At 71.1% G+C, this 15,879-nt stretch carries 5 protein-coding genes; 3 read left to right on the top strand and 2 right to left on the bottom strand.

Annotated elements, in window-relative coordinates; genetic code table 11:
- Window positions 1-28 precede the first annotated feature (28 nt).
- Window positions 29-3,091 (top strand): lamin tail domain-containing protein, encoded by a 3,063-nt coding sequence (locus tag ACVW2K_RS07465; RefSeq protein ID WP_457202072.1) that lies wholly within the window; start codon window positions 29-31, stop codon window positions 3,089-3,091.
- Window positions 3,092-3,127: 36 nt separating this feature from the next.
- On the opposite strand, the gene ACVW2K_RS07460 is transcribed toward ACVW2K_RS07465, so the two are convergent.
- The gene (locus ACVW2K_RS07460; RefSeq protein WP_457202071.1) at window positions 3,128-4,087 is read right to left on the bottom strand and encodes a hypothetical protein; all 960 of its coding nucleotides are present in this window, start codon (window positions 4,085-4,087) and stop codon (window positions 3,128-3,130) included.
- A 130-nt stretch (window positions 4,088-4,217) separates the two neighbouring features.
- Window positions 4,218-9,689 carry a PKD domain-containing protein gene (locus tag ACVW2K_RS07455; protein WP_457202070.1) on the bottom strand — a complete coding sequence of 1,824 codons (5,472 nt, stop codon included), beginning with the start codon at window positions 9,687-9,689 and terminating at the stop codon, window positions 4,218-4,220.
- A 221-nt stretch (window positions 9,690-9,910) separates the two neighbouring features.
- On the opposite strand from ACVW2K_RS07455, the gene ACVW2K_RS07450 reads away from it, so the two are divergent.
- Both ACVW2K_RS07450 and ACVW2K_RS07445 read left to right on the top strand, forming a co-directional pair.
- Complete coding sequence (locus ACVW2K_RS07450) at window positions 9,911-10,999, top strand: sulfite exporter TauE/SafE family protein (RefSeq protein ID WP_081790281.1); 1,089 nt, start codon at window positions 9,911-9,913, stop codon at window positions 10,997-10,999.
- 40 nt (window positions 11,000-11,039) lie between these two features.
- The gene (locus ACVW2K_RS07445) at window positions 11,040-15,875 is read left to right on the top strand and encodes a PKD domain-containing protein (protein WP_457202069.1); all 4,836 of its coding nucleotides are present in this window, start codon (window positions 11,040-11,042) and stop codon (window positions 15,873-15,875) included.
- Window positions 15,876-15,879: the final 4 nt, after the last annotated feature.

Raw genomic sequence — 15,879 nt, 5'->3', positions numbered from 1 at the left:
CGCTGAACCGTCCCCACTGAGGTGAACCATGCGCAGGAACTCCACCGTCCTGGCGGCGCTCGCCGCCACGGCCACTGTTGCTGCCATGCTCCAGCTGGGCACGGCATCACCGGCCTCGGCCGCGCCGAGCGACGTGGTGATCAACGAGATGATGTACCACGCCGTCTCCGATCTGGACGGCGATGACTACCTCGAGCTGTACAACCGGGGCACCACCGCGGTCGACCTGTCCGGGTGGGTCTTCAGCGGCATCACCCTGACCCTCCCGGCCGGGTCCTCCATCCCCGCAGGGGGCTACTTCGTGGTCGCCAAGGACGTCACGCAGTACCAGACCACCTACGGCCGCGCCGCCAACGCCGGCTACGGCGGGAACCTGTCCAACAGCGGCGAGACGATCTCGCTCAAGGACAACACCGGCACCATCATCGACACCGTCGCCTACGGCACCGACGACCCCTGGCCGGTCACGGCCGACGGCACCGGCCCCTCCCTGGAGCTGATCGACCCCACCCTGGAGAACAACGACTTCCTCAACTGGGCCGCCGCCACCAACACCGCCGGCCGCACCCCCGGCGCCGCCAACTCCGTGCGCCGCACCGGCCTGGGTCCCCGCATCACCGGCGTCACCCCCAGCACCACCAGCCCCGCCGCGAACCAGGCCGTCACCATCACCGCGACCGTCACCGGCCAGACCAGCGCCCCGGCGTTGCGCTACCGCGCCGACTTCAACGCCGAGCAGACCATCGCGATGACCAACACCAGCGGCGACACCTTCACCGCCACCATCCCCGGCGTCGCCGCCGGCCACCTGATCCGATACCGCGTCGAAGCCACCAACGCCGTCACCACCAGCCGCGTCCCCCGCGCCGACGACACCATCAACTACCGCGGCGTCGTGGCCCAGGACAACGTGACGTCCGCACTCCCGGTCTTCCGCTGGTTCATCGCCGACGCCGACTACACCGCCATCACCGGCAACCCCACCGCCGACATCACCCGCTCCGCAGTGCTCGCCTACGGCGACACCGTCTACGACAACGTCCAGGTCAACATCCGCGGCCAGGGCTCGCAGGACACGCCGAAGCCCAACTGGGCCTTCCAGATGCCGAAGAACCACGACCTCGACATGGGCAGCCTCCTGGCCGAGCCGGTCGACGAGTTCGCCATGCAGGCCGACTACAGCGACGTCTCCCACGGCCGCTCACTCCTCAGCTTCGACGCGTTCCGGCGTGCCGGCGTGATCAACACGCAGGTGTTCCCCGTCCGGACGCAGCGCAACGGCGCGTTCCAGGGCGTCTACAACTACCTGGACCTGTACGACGGGACCTGGCGCAAGCGCGAGGGCTACGACGACAACCAGTTCTTCAAGGCCAACATCAACGCCTTCGACAGCACCGTGCCGCTCGCGAACCGGCGCTTCGAGAAGAAGGCGCCGGACGACAACGACTACGCACCGCTGCAGAGCTTCCTGAACGGCGTGAACCTCACCGGCACGGCCGAGCGCGACTACATGCTGGCCAACGCGGACCTGCCCCAGATGGTCAACTACGCGGCCGTGACCGCCATCCTCAAGCACGTCGACTCGTCGACCAAGAACTTCTACCTCGCCCAGGACCCGGACACCGGCCGGTGGTCGATGCTGCCCTGGGACCTCGACCACACCCTGGGCAACATGTGCTGCTTCGTCACCAGCAACTTCGTGACTCCGGCCGAACCCGGGGACCGGATCAACCCGATCATGGAGGCGCTGCTGGCCACCCCCCAACTGAAGGACATGTACTTCCGGCGGCTGCGCACGCTGGTCAACGACATCCTGGCCCCGAATCGGATGGAGTCGCTGTACGACACCGTCGTCGGCGTCGCCCAGCCGGACATCGCGCAGGACTTCGCCACCTGGGTCTACGACGAGACGGAGAGCTACACCACGCAGCGCAGCAGGCTGTTCAAGGGGATCGCTGATCGCCGGACGGTGTTCGCGTCGGACTCGCGGGTGCCGGGGAACCAGCCGGCCGCGCCGGACATGGTCATCGACGAGATCCAGCACTCCCCCACCGCCGGTGACGACGCCGAGTTCGTCGAGCTCTACAACCCCGGCAACCAGGCCATCGACCTGTCCGGCTGGAACCTGGCCGGCGGCATCGCCCTGACCATCCAGCCCGGCACCGTGATCCTGCCGCACGCCACGATGACCTTCATCAGCGACGACCCGACCTTCCGCAGCACCTACGGCTCCACCGTCTTCGTCGGCGACCGCTACGACAACAACCTCGCCCCCAGCGGCACCCTGACCCTGACCCGCCCCGACGGCACCACCGCCGACACCGTCAGCTACGGCGGCACCGGCTGGCCGACCTCCACCACCGGCCAGTCCCTGGAGCTGACCAACCTCACCGCCGACAACAACGACCCCGCCAACTGGCAGCTCTCCACCGGCTCCGGCACCCCCGGCTCCACCACCGGCGCCCCCACGGTCACCGCCCCCGGCACCCCCACCATCGGCACCGCCACCGCCGGCAGCGCCTCGGCCACCGTCCGCTGGACCGCCCCGACCGACGACGGCGGCTCGGCCATCACCGGCTACTCGGTCAAGGTCCTCAACAGCGCCGAGCAGCAGGTCGGCGTCCTGCGCCCCACCGGCGGCAGCGCCACCAGCCTGACCGTCACCGGCCTCACCAACGGCACCGCCTACCACTTCCAGGTCGCCGCCACCAACAGCGCCGGCACCGGCACCTACTCCAGCTCCTCCAACACCGTCACCCCGGCCGCCACCACCGTCCCCAGCGCCCCGATCATCGGCACCCCCAGCCAGGGCGCCGCCGGCGGCTCCCTGACCGCCATCGCCCGATGGTCCGCCCCGACCAGCACCGGCGGCTCACCCATCACCGGCTACCAGGTCTACGCCCTGCGCATGAGCTCCTCCGCCGCCGACGCCACCGTCGTGTCCACCACGACCTCACCCATCCTCGGCGCCAGCGTCCGGCAACGCTCCTTCACCCTCACCGCCGGCAACTACCGCTTCGAAGTCGTCGCCATCAACGCCGTCGGCACCAGCCCACGATCCGCCCGCTCCACCAACATCGTCCCCCGCTGACGCCAGGCCGACCGGGCCGGGACTCCGGCCCGGCGGTCAGGCGCAGCGGGGGTCGGCCAGCGTGTCGCGGAACGCGGCGAGCCGGTCGCCGCTGAGCGTCCAGCCCCGGCCCCCGGTCGAGTTCCACACGCAGCCGAACCACACGTTCCGCGTCGCCAGGAGCGCCTCGCCCATGTCCGCGATCGACCGGGCGCTGTAGCCGTTGTACTCGGCGACACCGAGGGGCATCCTCCGGTGGCCGCGCGCAGCCAGGTAGTCCGATAGCGCGGCGACGCGCTCGGCAGGCTTCCGGTCGCCGGGACTCGTCCGGGTACCCGACTCGTAGGTGTCGATGCCGAACCAGTCCCAGAGGTGGAACAGGTCGTCGGGGCAGTACGACGCGAACACGCCCTTCTGGTTGTCCAGCAACCAGCCGTTGAGGATCGGCCCGACCTTGAGCCGGCCCCGCCGGAAGGCGGGCAGCAGCTGCTTGCTGGCGGCGGCGTACTCGGCGCCGGTCAGGTCGCCGTACGGCTCGTGCCAGAACGACACGGCCGTCGCCAGGTCGTACGACGCCAGTCGGGCCGCGGCGCGCTCGGCCACGGCGTTGTACCTGCCGCTCACCGCCCCCGCGGCGTCACCGCCGACCTTGTAGGAGATGACCGGGAGCAGGCCGGCGTCGTGGGCCTGCTCGACGAGCTTGAGCTGGCTGTCCGCACCGTCCGCGAGGTCGGCGTAGATCCGCCGGGCACCGAGGCCGTGGCCGACCTCCCGGACCCGCCGGTGCCAGGCATCGGCCGGTGCACTCATCCCGATGAGGGTCGTCCCGGACCGGATGACAGGCCGGGGACCGAGTCGGCGCGGCCGGCCCTGCCGCTGCCGGGTGGCGGTCGCCGCCGCCGCCGGGGGCAGCGGTCCGGACGTCGTCGCGGCGGTCAGCGTGCCGGCGGCGCCCAGGAGGGCGCCGAGGCGAAGGGCGTTGCGGCGGTCGAGGGGGCTCCGAGAAATCGTCTCCACGGGCGCTCACCGTAGCGAAGTCGGCTCCGCGGACGTCGGAGGGTCGCCCCGGCGTGTGACGTGGCGCACGGTGCGGGCACTGACGAGGGGCCGCGGCCGGTCGGCCGCGACCCCTCGCGCGCGCGTTCCCTCAGGTCACCGTCACCTGCCGGGTGGCCGAGCTCGTCCGGCCCCAGTTGTCGGTCACGACGAGCGTGATCGTGTAGGTCCCGGCGGCGGTGTAGCTGTGCGACGACGTGGTGCCGGTGCCGACCGTGTCGGCCGACCCGTCACCCCACTTCCAGGTGTAGCTGCGGATGCCGCCGTCGCTGTCGGTCGTGCCCGCGGCGCTCACCGAGCAGGTGCGCCCGGTGCAGGTCGGCGTCGCGAACACCACCGTCGGCGGGTTGTTGCCGGCCGGCTCGGCCAGCGTCGTCACGCTCTGCGTGACCGGCGCACTGCTCCGGCCCCACTTGTCGAGCACCTTCAGCGTCACCGTGTAGGTGCCCGCGACGGGGAAGACGTGCGACTGGCTGGCCGACGTACCCGTCGTGTCGGCGGTGCCGTCGCTCCAGCTCCACACGTAGTTGCGGATGCCGTCGCCCGTGTCGGGGTCGCTGCTCCCGGTGGCGCTCATCACGCAGGTGGTGAGGGTCGAGCACGTCCCCGAGGCGATGACCGCGGTCGGCGCGTTGTTGCTCGCCGGCTCGGTGATGGTCACGTCGTGCGACACCGTGGTGGCCTTGCCCCACACGTCGGTGACGGTGAGGGCGACCGTGTAGGTCCCCGCCGTCGCGTAGGTGTGGGCCGGGCTCGCCGTGGTGGTCGGCGTCGTGCCGTCTCCCCAGTTCCAGGAGTACGTGATCGCATCGCCCTCGGCGTCCGCGGTCCCCGAGCTGTTCATCTGGCACACGGTGAACGACGTGCAGCTCGTCGTGAACTCCACGTGCGGCGCGCTGTTGCCCGCCGGCTCGGAGAGGGTGAAGGTCTTCGAGGTGGACGCGGCCTTGCCCCAGCCGTCCGTCGTCGTCAGCGTGATCGTGTAGGTACCGGCGCCGGCGTAGACGTGCGCGGCCGGCGAGGCGCCGGTGCTCGGCGTCGTGTTGTCACCCCAGTTCCACGAGTAGTTGATGACGTCGCCGGTGTTCGGGTCCGTGGTGCCCTGGCTGCTCACCGCGCAGGTGAGGCCCTGGCAGCTCTGGGCGAACGTCGGCACCGGAGCGCTGTTGCCCGAGGGCTCGGTGATCGTGACGTTCTGCGCCGCCGAGGTGTTGGTCGCCTTCCACTCGTCGGTCACGGTGAGGGTGACCGGGAAGGTGCCCGGGGCGGTGAACGTCTTGGTCGGGAGCGGCCCGGTGGCGGTCCCCTGGGAGCCGAAGTTCCAGGAGTACGTCAGTGACGCGGTGTTCTCGTCCGTCGACCCGCGGCCGTCGAACGTGCACACGTTCTTGTTGCAGGTGTAGGTGAAGCTGGCCACCGGCGGGTTGTTCGAGGGCTGGCTGACCACGATCCCGGTGGAGATCCGCTCCGTGCCGATCTGGTTGTGGACGTCGACCGGGCGGACCCGCACCGTGTAGGTGCCGGCCGGGATGACCGGCGTCGTGTACGAGTAGTTCGACCCGGCGCTGCCCGGGCTGTTGAGGAACGCGGTGCGGTAGCTCGCGGTCGTGCTGGTGAACGTGCCCGTCGAGCTCATCCACTGGCCGGCGGCGTTCACGACGCCGACCTGGACCGACGCGATGCTCGCGTAGGCGTCCGCCGCGTCCTCCGCCCGGCCGGTGACCACGATCGTGCCGCTGTTGAAGGTCGCGCCGCTCTGCGGCTGCCCGAGCGTGTCGCTCAGCGCGGGAGCACCGTCGTTCGGGTAGGCCGCGTAGGTCGCGGTGGCGCCGGTGGTCGACGGGTCCTGCTGGCCGGCCGAGTCGACGGCCACGGCCGTGAACGTCCAGTTGCCCTGGGTGGGCAGGGTCCGGGCGAGCGTCCAGCTGGTGCTGGTCGCACCCGGGTTCGCCAGGGTCGCGTTGAGCGACGCCACAGCTGCGGCCATGGATCCGTCCGGCTGCAGGTAGCGACCGGTGTCGCGGTCCTGCAGGGACACCTTGACGCTGGCCACGCCCCTGTCGTCGGTGGCGGTGCCCGAGAGGCTGATTCCCAGGGACTCGTCGGTCGGCGCGGTGAACGCCATGGTCGTGTCCGGGGGCAGGTCACCGGAGATCTGGGCGTTGACCGTCAGCCTGCCCTGGTTCGCCGAGGCCGTCGTGAGGTCGCTGTCGTCGGTCGCCCGCACGGTGAACGAGTAGCTGCCCGGCGACAGGTTGAACGGCGTCGTGTAGCTCCAGTTGTACGTCGAGCCACTGATGTCCACCGGCGAGATGCGGTAGCTGCCGGCCGTGACCGACGTGCCCCACGTCCCGTCGTTGCTCAGCCGCTCGCCGGTGCTGTTGTTGCGCAGCGTGATCTCGACGTTCTTCAGCCCCTCGTCGTCGGCGGCCGTGCCGGCGAAGGTGAGCTTGCCGCCGGGCTCGACCGTCACGGGCGGGACCGTGAACGGCGGGGTCATCGCCGCCGGCTGGTTGATCGTCACGCTCGGGGCGACGGCGTTGGAGTCGACGGTCCAGTCACGGGTCGCGCTGCGCAGGTCGGACTGTCCCGTCGTGTCGATCGCGGTCGCGCTGCCACGCCAGACGCCCTCGTGCGGCAGCGTCACCTCGTAGGACCACGTCGCGTTGGTCGCCCCGATCACGTCCGGCGTGCCGCGGAAGGTGTTGTAGATCGGGCTCACGGTCCCGTCGTCCTGGAGGTAGCGCTCCTGGTCGTCGCGGAACCAGTACGTCAGCGAGTTGACGCCCTTGTCGTCGACCGCGGTGCCGGTCACGGTGAAGGTGGTCGACGTCTGGACACCCGACGGTCCGGTGATGTTGGTGGTCGGGGTCTGGTCGTCGACACCGAACGACTCGAACTTCTTGGTCGCCTTCGTGCTGTCGCCCGTGCCGCCAGTCGCCGCGGTGAACGCCTGCGCGGAGACCAGCATGTTGCGGTTGGTCGTCACGAGCCGGTTGTCGAGGTGCCAGCTCCGGGTCGTGCCGGTGCCCGGGTCGAGCGTGGCGTTGACCGTGGTCGCCGTCCTGGTCCAGGTGTTGTCCGCCGCGAGGTACTGGCTGCTGTCCCGGTCCTGGATCTGGACCTGGACGCGACCGACCGTGCCGCTGGTCACCCGGGCGGTGCCGGTGATGGTGAACGGCGTGTTGTTGGCGACGACACGTCCCTCGATCGGCGCCGTGATGGTGGTGTCCGGCAGTGCCGGCGGGTACGTCACGCTGTTGAAGTCGTAGAAGCCCACCCGGCCGGTGCGGACGCCGCCCTGGAACATGCCGTCACCGCCGATGAACAGGCCGCGCGGCGTGGCCTCCATGGCCTTGTTGCCCTCGAACGAGTTCGACCCGCCGGTGGGGTTCCACTCGAGCGCCCGACCCGTGGCGGGCGAGACAGCGGCGATGTGGTCCCGCCGTACGACCTGGTCGCCGAGCCCGTAGCCGGCCAGCCCCTGGCCGGTGCCGTAGCCGACGTTCTGCAGGCCCGGGTACGGCAGGTCCGCCGACGGGGAGTCGATGAACTGGAAGTGCCCGCCGAGGTAGACGGCCTGCTCGGTGATCGCCACCGAGTAGATGCTGTCGAAGTGCCGGGCGATCCAGAGCGGCTGCACGTCGGAGTTCTGCAGCGCGCTGCCCGTGAGCGGGAAGGCGATGGCCGTGTCGCTGATCGGCGGCGCGTCACCTCCGGACCCGCTGGTCACCACGAAGTAGGAGTCGTCCGGCGAGATGTCGCCGTTGTAGATGCGCGTGACGCCACCCACTCGAGCCAGGTTGTCGTCCCAGAGGCGGCTGCGCCAGGGCAGCAGCTGCTTGGTCGCGGTGTCGATGATGCCCATGCCGTAGCGGTCCTGGCCGTTGATCTGCCGGCCGGTGTGCACGACGAGCAGCTTGCTGCCGTCATGGGTGAGCTTGAGCTGCGGCACGCCGAGGGCCCCGTTGACGCCGATCCCCCCGGTGATGTCGTTGGTGAAGCCGGCGTCGACCGCGCCCGATGCCGTGTTGACCGCCGCGAGCGCGCTCTTGACCGCGCCGTTGATGCGGGTGAACCGGCCGCCGACGTACAGCGTCGAGTTGCTGGCGGCCAGGGCGGTGACCTGGTTGTTCGTGTTCTTGGTGAAGTCGAAGCTCGCGAGGGGCGCACCGGTCGTCAGGTTGAGGCTGGCCACCTTCTGCGCGGCCGCGCCACCGACGGTGTTGAAGTCGCCGCCCACGAACAGCTTGCTGCCGTCCGGCGTCGCCTCGACCGCGGCGACGCCGCCGTTGAACGTCGGGCGGAACGACGCGTCGACCAGGCCGGTCTGGTAGTTGTAGCTCGCCAGGCCCGCCTGGTTGTACGTCTGGGTGTTGGTCCCCGAGTTGTTCTGGATGGACGTGAAGCTGCCGGCGATGAAGACCCGGTTCAGGCTCGGCACGACCTCGATGTCCCAGATCTCGCCGTTGGCGATGATCGGCGTGTTGGTGCGGGGCTTGTCCGGGACCAGGTGGGTGTGTCCCGGGACCCCCGTGCTCGTCGACGCGGTGACCGTGACCGTGTGGCTCACCGTGGTCGACTGCGCGCCCTGGTCGTCGGTGACCACGAGGGAGATCGTCTGGGTGCCCGAGGTGGCGTAGGTGTGCGTCGTCGTCCGGCCGGTGCCCGTCGCGCCGTCACCGAAGTCCCACGCGTAGGAGGCGATGGTGCCGGGAGCGGTGTCCGTGGAGGTGGACGCGTCGACCGTGCACGTGGCCTGGGGGCAGCTGGTGGTGAAGGCGGCGACCGGCGCCACGTTCGGGTCGGCGTTCGGGTCCGGCCGCAGCATGACCGTCCACATGGTCGCCTTGGCGCTGGCGACGGCGGCGGTCGCGGTGACCCCGGCGCTCGACCCGACAGCCGAGGGAGCGCCCGGGTCGGTCGTCATCGAGGTGATCCGGCCGGCGCCGGTGCCGAGGGCGATGCTGCGCTGGGTCTGACCGGAGGGGGTCGTCCAGCCGGTGGTGAGCGAGGACGACTTGTCCGCCCAGTACGACACGACGTAGGAGCCGGCCGAGGCGACCGACCCGCCGGGCGTGGTGTGCGTCGCCCGGCTGACGGTCTCCGCCGCGGACGCGAAGGCCGGTGACTCGGGGGCGGCACCGTCGTACGCGACCAGGCTGATCGCCGACTTGGTGGTCGCCGAGAAGGCGACGGCGGCGTTCTTGCCGGCGTCGCTCGCCACGGCGACCCGGGTGTAGAGGATCGTCTCGGTGTCCGTGCTGGCGAGCCTGGTCCCCAGCCGGGTCCAGCCGGCGGGGTCCGTCGTGACCGACGCCAGCGCCTTGTTGCTGGTGACGAAGAGCAGCATGACGTCGCCCGCCCGCACGGTCGCCGGGATCGTCACCCGGGCCGTGGGCTGGTTGAACGTCGCCTGGGTCCCCGCGCGGAACGAGATGGTGTCCACCGCCGTCGCGGGGGCGGCTGCGAAGCCGACCACCAGGAGGGCGGCAGTCACGGCGAGCGCGACCAGGGCCGCGATCCTGCTCCGGATCCGGCGGCTGCTTGTTGAACCCATCATCACTGCGCTCCCTCGGGACGTGCTCGTGGCGCGCTCCCCGTCCGGGGGGTGGCGCCTGTGGCCTGCGATGGAACCTAGGCAACTTCGCGGAGGGGTTCGGGGGTTGTCGGCGGGCTATCCCCGAATTCGGGGAATTGCCCCGGAGGCCCACGGTGAGCGCCCGCCCGACGGGTCTGATGGCGTCCGATCCGGCCGGACGGCTGGGGAGACGGGAGGCAGCCATGGGAGACGTAGCCACGACCTCGGGCGCCGTGCTCGCGGCCGGCTTCCTGGTCGGCGTCGTCGTCGGGCTCACCGGCATGGGCGGCGGCGCCCTGATGACGCCGGCGCTGATCTTCCTCGGCGTCGGCAACGCTCCGACGGTGGTGACGGCCGACCTCACGGCCGCCGCGCTCTACAAGACCGGCGGCGCCGTCGTCCACCACCGGACGGGGTCGCCCGACCTGGCCCTGGCGGGCTGGCTCGTGCTCGGCTCGGTCCCGATGGCGCTCGCCGGGCCGTTCCTCATCAATTGGGCGGCGCCGCCGGGCGAGCTGGACCGGGTGCTCAAGCTCTGCATCGGGTTCGCGCTGCTCCTCGCGGCGCTGACCTACGCGCTGCGCCTCTACCTCAACCTGCGACAGATCCGCAGCGGACGAAGCGTCGCCACGGCGGCCCCGCGGCCCCGGCCGCTCCCCACCGTGCTGGTCGGCGCCGCCGGCGGCCTGCTGGTCGGCATCACGAGCGTCGGCTCCGGCTCCGTCATCATGATCGCGCTCCTGATGCTGTACCCGGGACTGTCCGCGGTCCGCCTGGTCGGGACCGACCTCGTCCAGGCGGTGCCCCTGGTGATGGCCGCCGCGATCTCGAACATCGCGCTGCACGGCCTCACCTGGAGCATCACGATCCCGCTGGTCCTGGGATCCGTGCCCGGCACCGTGCTCGGCAGCCTCATCGCACCACGGGTGCCGCAGTCACTGATCCGGCGCGGCATCGTCGTCGTGCTGACGATGTCGGGCGTCGCCCTGCTGGACAAGGCGGGCTGGGCACCGCTGGGCGCCGGCGAGGACGACACCCACCCGGTCGCCGTGGTGGTCGTCGGCGCCCTGGTCGCACTCGCCCTCCCGGTCGTCTGGGGCGCCCTGCGGCGGTCGACCGGGCTGCCGGCGTTCGGGTCGCCGACGGCCGAGCAGGTGGCGGACCCGGCGTACCGGCCGGGCGGCTGGCGGGCACCCCGAGGTCCGCTGGCCGCCCTCACCGAGGCCCCGGACATCCCCAAAGTCGGGGCAGTCCGGCTCGTGGAGCCCCCGACAGAGGGCGAAGCGGTCTGAGATGTCAGGAAGTCGCCGTCCGCGTCAACTGGGAGTCACCATGCGTTCACGCACCGTTCTCGTCCTCGTGGCTGCCTTCGCGCTCGCCCTGTCGATCTGCTCGATCGGCGTGCGCCCGGCCGACGCGGCGACGGCACGGGTGGCGCCTGCAGCGACGGCCGCCGCGGCGACGGCGGCACCGTCCGCCGACCGGATGCCGGGCGACGTTCCCACCAAGAAGACGCCCTGGGTGCTCGACGGCGAGGTCACCAAGATCGTCCAGGTCGGGACCACGATGGTCGCCGGCGGCCTGTTCACGCAGGTGACCGACCCGATGAACGGCACGCCGTACACGCGGCAGAACCTCTTCGCGTTCGATGCCACCACCGGACTCGTCAGCCAGACCTTCAACCCGACCGTGGACGGCCAGGTCCAGCAGCTGCTGCCCGGACCCACCGACTCCACCGTGTACGTCGCGGGCGACTTCGACAAGATCAACGGCAAGGGTCCCAGCCACCTCCAGCTGCTCGACATCAACACCGGCCAGGCCGTGTCGACCTTCAAGCCGCCGAGCACGAACGGCGGCATCGAGACGATGGAGCTGCTCCCCGGCAACCGGCTGTTCATCGGCGGGTTCTTCAACCGGATCGGCGGCGTGGCCCACGGACAGCTGGCGACCCTGAGCGCGACCACGGGCGCCTTCGACCCGTTCCTGGACATCGCGGTGGCCGGCCACCACAACAACTCCGGATCCGGCGCGCAGGCACCGGTCGGTCCTCGCGAGTCGGGTGTCACCCCGGCGGGCGACCGGTTGATCGTCGTCGGAAACTTCCGGACGGTCGGCGGGCTGGCCCGCGACCAGGTGGTCATGATCGACCTGACCGGCGCCACGGCCGCGGTGTCGGCGACCTGGAACACGACGCTCTACACCCCCATCTGCTCCCCGTCGGCCTTCGACAGCTACGTGCGCGACGTGGAGATGTCACCGGACGGGTCCTTCTTCGTGATCGCAGCGACCGGCGGGCCCCACAGCGGCACCCTGTGCGACACCGCCGCGCGGTTCGAGACCTACGCGAGCGGCACCGCGCTCACCCCGACGTGGACCGACACCTCAGGCGGCGACACGCTCTGGGGCGTCGAGGTGACCCAGTCGGCGGTGTACGTCGGCGGGCACGAGCGCTGGATGAACAACCCCAACGGCTCCGACAGGGCCGCACAGGGCGCCGTTCCCCGGCCCGGCCTGGTGGCGCTGGACCCGCAGACCGGGATCCCGCTGCGGTGGAACCCGGGCCGCAACCCGCGCGGCGAGGCGGCGTACGAGATCTACGAGACCGACGCCGGCGTGTGGATCGTGAGCGACACCGACTGGGTCGGGAACCGCCGCTACCAGCGCCCGCGCTTGGCCTTCTTCCCCTACAGCGAGGGGTACAACACCGCGTCGAAGAGCACGGGCACGCTGCCCGGCAACGTGTACGTCGGCGCCCCCCTGGCGTCCAGCAACGTGCTCTACCGGGTCGACGCCGGCGGCGCAGCGATCGCCTCGACCGACAACGGGCCGGACTGGAGCGCGGACACGACCGCGGCCCCCAGCTCGCTCCACAACACCGGCAGCACGGCGGCGACGCAGACCGCGCTGACCGCCGCGAGCCTGGTCAACGTCCCGGCGTCGACACCCCTGGGGATCTGGACGTCCGAGCGGAACGACCCAACGGGCGGCAACGAGATGCAGTGGAGCTTCCCGGTCGCCGCAGGGACCAGCACGCAGGTGCACCTGTTCTTCGCCAGCCGGTCGAGCGCCACCCGCCGGTTCAACGTCCTGATCGACGGGGTCACCAAGCTCGCGAACTACGACCCGAACGCCGACCCCGGCGTCAACAAGGGCACCATGAAGTCGTTCGACATCACCAGCGACGGCACGGTGAACGTCGACTTCACCCACGTCACGGGCAACCCCGTGGTCAACGCGATCGAGATCGTCAACACCACGGCCGGGTCCAACGCGACCCGGGCCAGCGTGGTCGACTTCGACGGGACCACGGTGCGGTCGCGCGGCGACGTCAGCACCGGCACCTTCGACTGGAGCAACGTGCGCAACGCCGCGATGATCGGCCGCACGCTGTACTACGGCCAGACCGACGGGATGCTCTACCGGCGGTCGTTCAACGGCACCAGCTTCGGCGACCCGACACCGGTGAACCCGTACATCGACCCGTTGTGGAACACCGTCGAGACGGGCAGCGGGCCGGCCGGCCAGACCTACACCGGCGTGCTGCCCACCTGGTACACCCAGCTCAGCAGCGTCACCGGGATGTTCTACGCCAACGGCCGGATGTACTACACCCGGAGCGGCCAGAACTCGCTGTTCTGGCGGTGGTTCTCGCCCGACAGCGGCATCGTCGGCGGCATCGAGAACACCGTCTCCGGCGGCAACATCACCTGGAGCAGCGCGAAGGGGATGTTCCTCGACGGCAGCACGCTGTACGTGGTCAACGGCACCAACGGACAGCTGCTCCGGATCCCCTTCACCGCCGGCGCACCGAGCGGGACGTCCTCGGTCGCGAACGCGACGACCGACTGGCGTGGCCGGGCGACGTTCCTCGCGTCGGTGCTCCCGAACGTGGCGCCCTCGGCCGCCTTCACCTCGAGCTGCGCCGCGCTGTCGTGCACGTTCGACGCCGGCGGCTCGCGCGACGGCGACGGCACGATCACGTCGTACGAGTGGACGTTCGGCGACGGCGGGGAGGGCGGCGGGCCGAGCCCGCAGGAGGACTTCCCGGCCACCGGCTCGTACGACGTGACGCTCACCGTCACCGACGACGGTGGCCTGACCTCCTCGGTCACCCACCAGGTGTCGGTCGTCAAGCCCAACGAGCCGCCGACGGCCGCCTTCACGACCCACTGCGACTACCTCGACTGCCACGTCGACGCATCCTCATCGAGCGACGTCGACGGCACCGTGACCGACTATGCCTGGGACTTCGGCGACGGGACGACCGGGACCGGCAGCACGGCGGACCACCGCTACGCCGTGCCCGGCACGTACACCATCACGCTCGTGGTCACCGACGACCAGCACGCGACGGACGACGCGTCGTCGCGCCAGGACGTCGTCGCCGCCCCCGAAGCCAGCACCGTCTCGTACGTCGGCGGAGCGGTCACCCAGGGCAACACCACCACCCCGAACGTCACGACCCCGGCGGCGACCGCCGCCGGCGACCGACTCGTGCTGGTGCTGTCCCTCAACGCGAGCAACCGGGTTCTGGCGGCGCCCACCGGCGTGACGGACTGGACGGTGCTCGGCACCACGACGTCGGGCAGCATGCAGACGCGCGTCTACACGAAGATCGCGACGGCCGGCGACGCCGGGAAGAAGGTCACCGTCGGGCTCGACCTCGCCGCCAAGTACACGATGACGGTGGCCGACTACTCCGGCGTCCGGCCCGGTGCGCTGGTCCACGCCGACCTCGCCGAGACCGTGAACCGGGCCTCCCACACCACCCCGACGGTCGACGCACCGGCGGGCTCGTGGGTGCTGTCGTACTGGGCGGACAAGTCCGCGGCGACCACCGGCTTCATCCTGCCTGCCGGGGTGACCCCCCGCAACGCCGGCTGTGGAACGTCCTCCGGGCACATCTGCAGCACGTTCGCCGACTCCGGAGGCGCCGTGCCCACCGGGTCGTACGGCGGTCTCACGGCGACCGCGGACACCGCGAACGCCACCGCGACGACCTGGTCGATCGTGCTCCGGACGGTCGCCCCCGACCAGGCACCGACCGCCGCCTGGACCTCCAGCTGCGACGGCACCGTCTGCGACTTCGACGGCCGGACGTCGGCGGACCCGGACGGCTCGATCGTCTCCTACCACTGGGACTTCGGCGATGGACAGGCAGCGGACGGGTCGACCGCCACGCACGACTTCGGAACCTCGGGGTCGCGCGACGTCGTCCTCACCGTCACCGACGACGAGGGCGTCACCGGGTCGTCGACCCGCACGGTGGTGGTGGTGCGGAACAACGCCGCGCCCACCGCGGCGTTCACCGTGGACTGCACATTCGTCCGGTGCCACTTCGACGCGAGCGGGTCGTCCGACAGTGACGGGACCCTGTCGTCCTACGCCTGGGACTTCGGTGATGGTGCGACCGACGGCAGCGGTGCCTCGGTCGACCACGCCTACGCGGCGGGGGGAAGCGTCACCGTGACGCTCACCGTGACCGACAACGACGGAGGCCAGGGGTCCGCGACCCGGGCGGTCGCGCCGGTCGCGGCCAGACCGATCGCGGCCGTGGGGTCGACCGCCAACCAGGGCAACGTCTCCACGCCGAACGCCGTCGTGCCTGCCGGGACCCAGGCGGGCGACCGTCTCCTGATGGTCCTGAGTCTGAACGACGCGACGCGGGTCGTGGGGGACCCGACCGGCGTGACCGGCTGGACCCTGGTCGACGGCGTGACCTCGGGGACGATGCGGACGCTGATGTACTCCCGGACCGCACAGGCCGGCGACGCGGGGCGGACCGTCCGGTTCTCGATGGACGCCGCGGCCAAGTACACCCTGACGGTCGCTGCCTACTCCGGCGACACCCTGGAGCCCAGGATCGACCGGGCGGCCGAGACGGCGGTCCGTACCGCTCACACCACGCCCGCACTCGATGCGGCCTCCGGCGACTGGGTGGTGTCGTACTGGGCGGACAAGTCCTCGGCGACCACGGCCTTCGCGCTGCCGCCGACGGTCACGTCGCGCCAGACCTCGTGCGGAGCCAATGCCGGGCACGTCTGCAGCGTCCTGGCCGACTCCGCGGGTCCGGTGCCGGGCGGTACTTACGCCGGCGTGACCGCGACCGCGGACGCGGCGTCGGGCGCCGCGACCATGTGGACGATCGTGCTGCGGCAGGCGTCCTGATCCA

The organism is Nocardioides sp. HB32, from assembly GCF_054058995.1.
The sequence above is the reverse complement of the archived record's forward strand: the minus strand, read 5'-3'. Positions and strand labels throughout refer to the sequence as shown.

Coding starts and splice junctions, on each gene's coding strand:
- ACVW2K_RS07465 (WP_457202072.1), top strand. CDS start 29: ATGCGCAGGAACTCCACCGTCCTGGCGGCGCTCGCCGCCACGGCCACT.
- ACVW2K_RS07455 (WP_457202070.1), bottom strand. CDS start 9,689: ATGATGGGTTCAACAAGCAGCCGCCGGATCCGGAGCAGGATCGCGGCC.
- ACVW2K_RS07450 (WP_081790281.1), top strand. CDS start 9,911: ATGGGAGACGTAGCCACGACCTCGGGCGCCGTGCTCGCGGCCGGCTTC.
- ACVW2K_RS07445 (WP_457202069.1), top strand. CDS start 11,040: ATGCGTTCACGCACCGTTCTCGTCCTCGTGGCTGCCTTCGCGCTCGCC.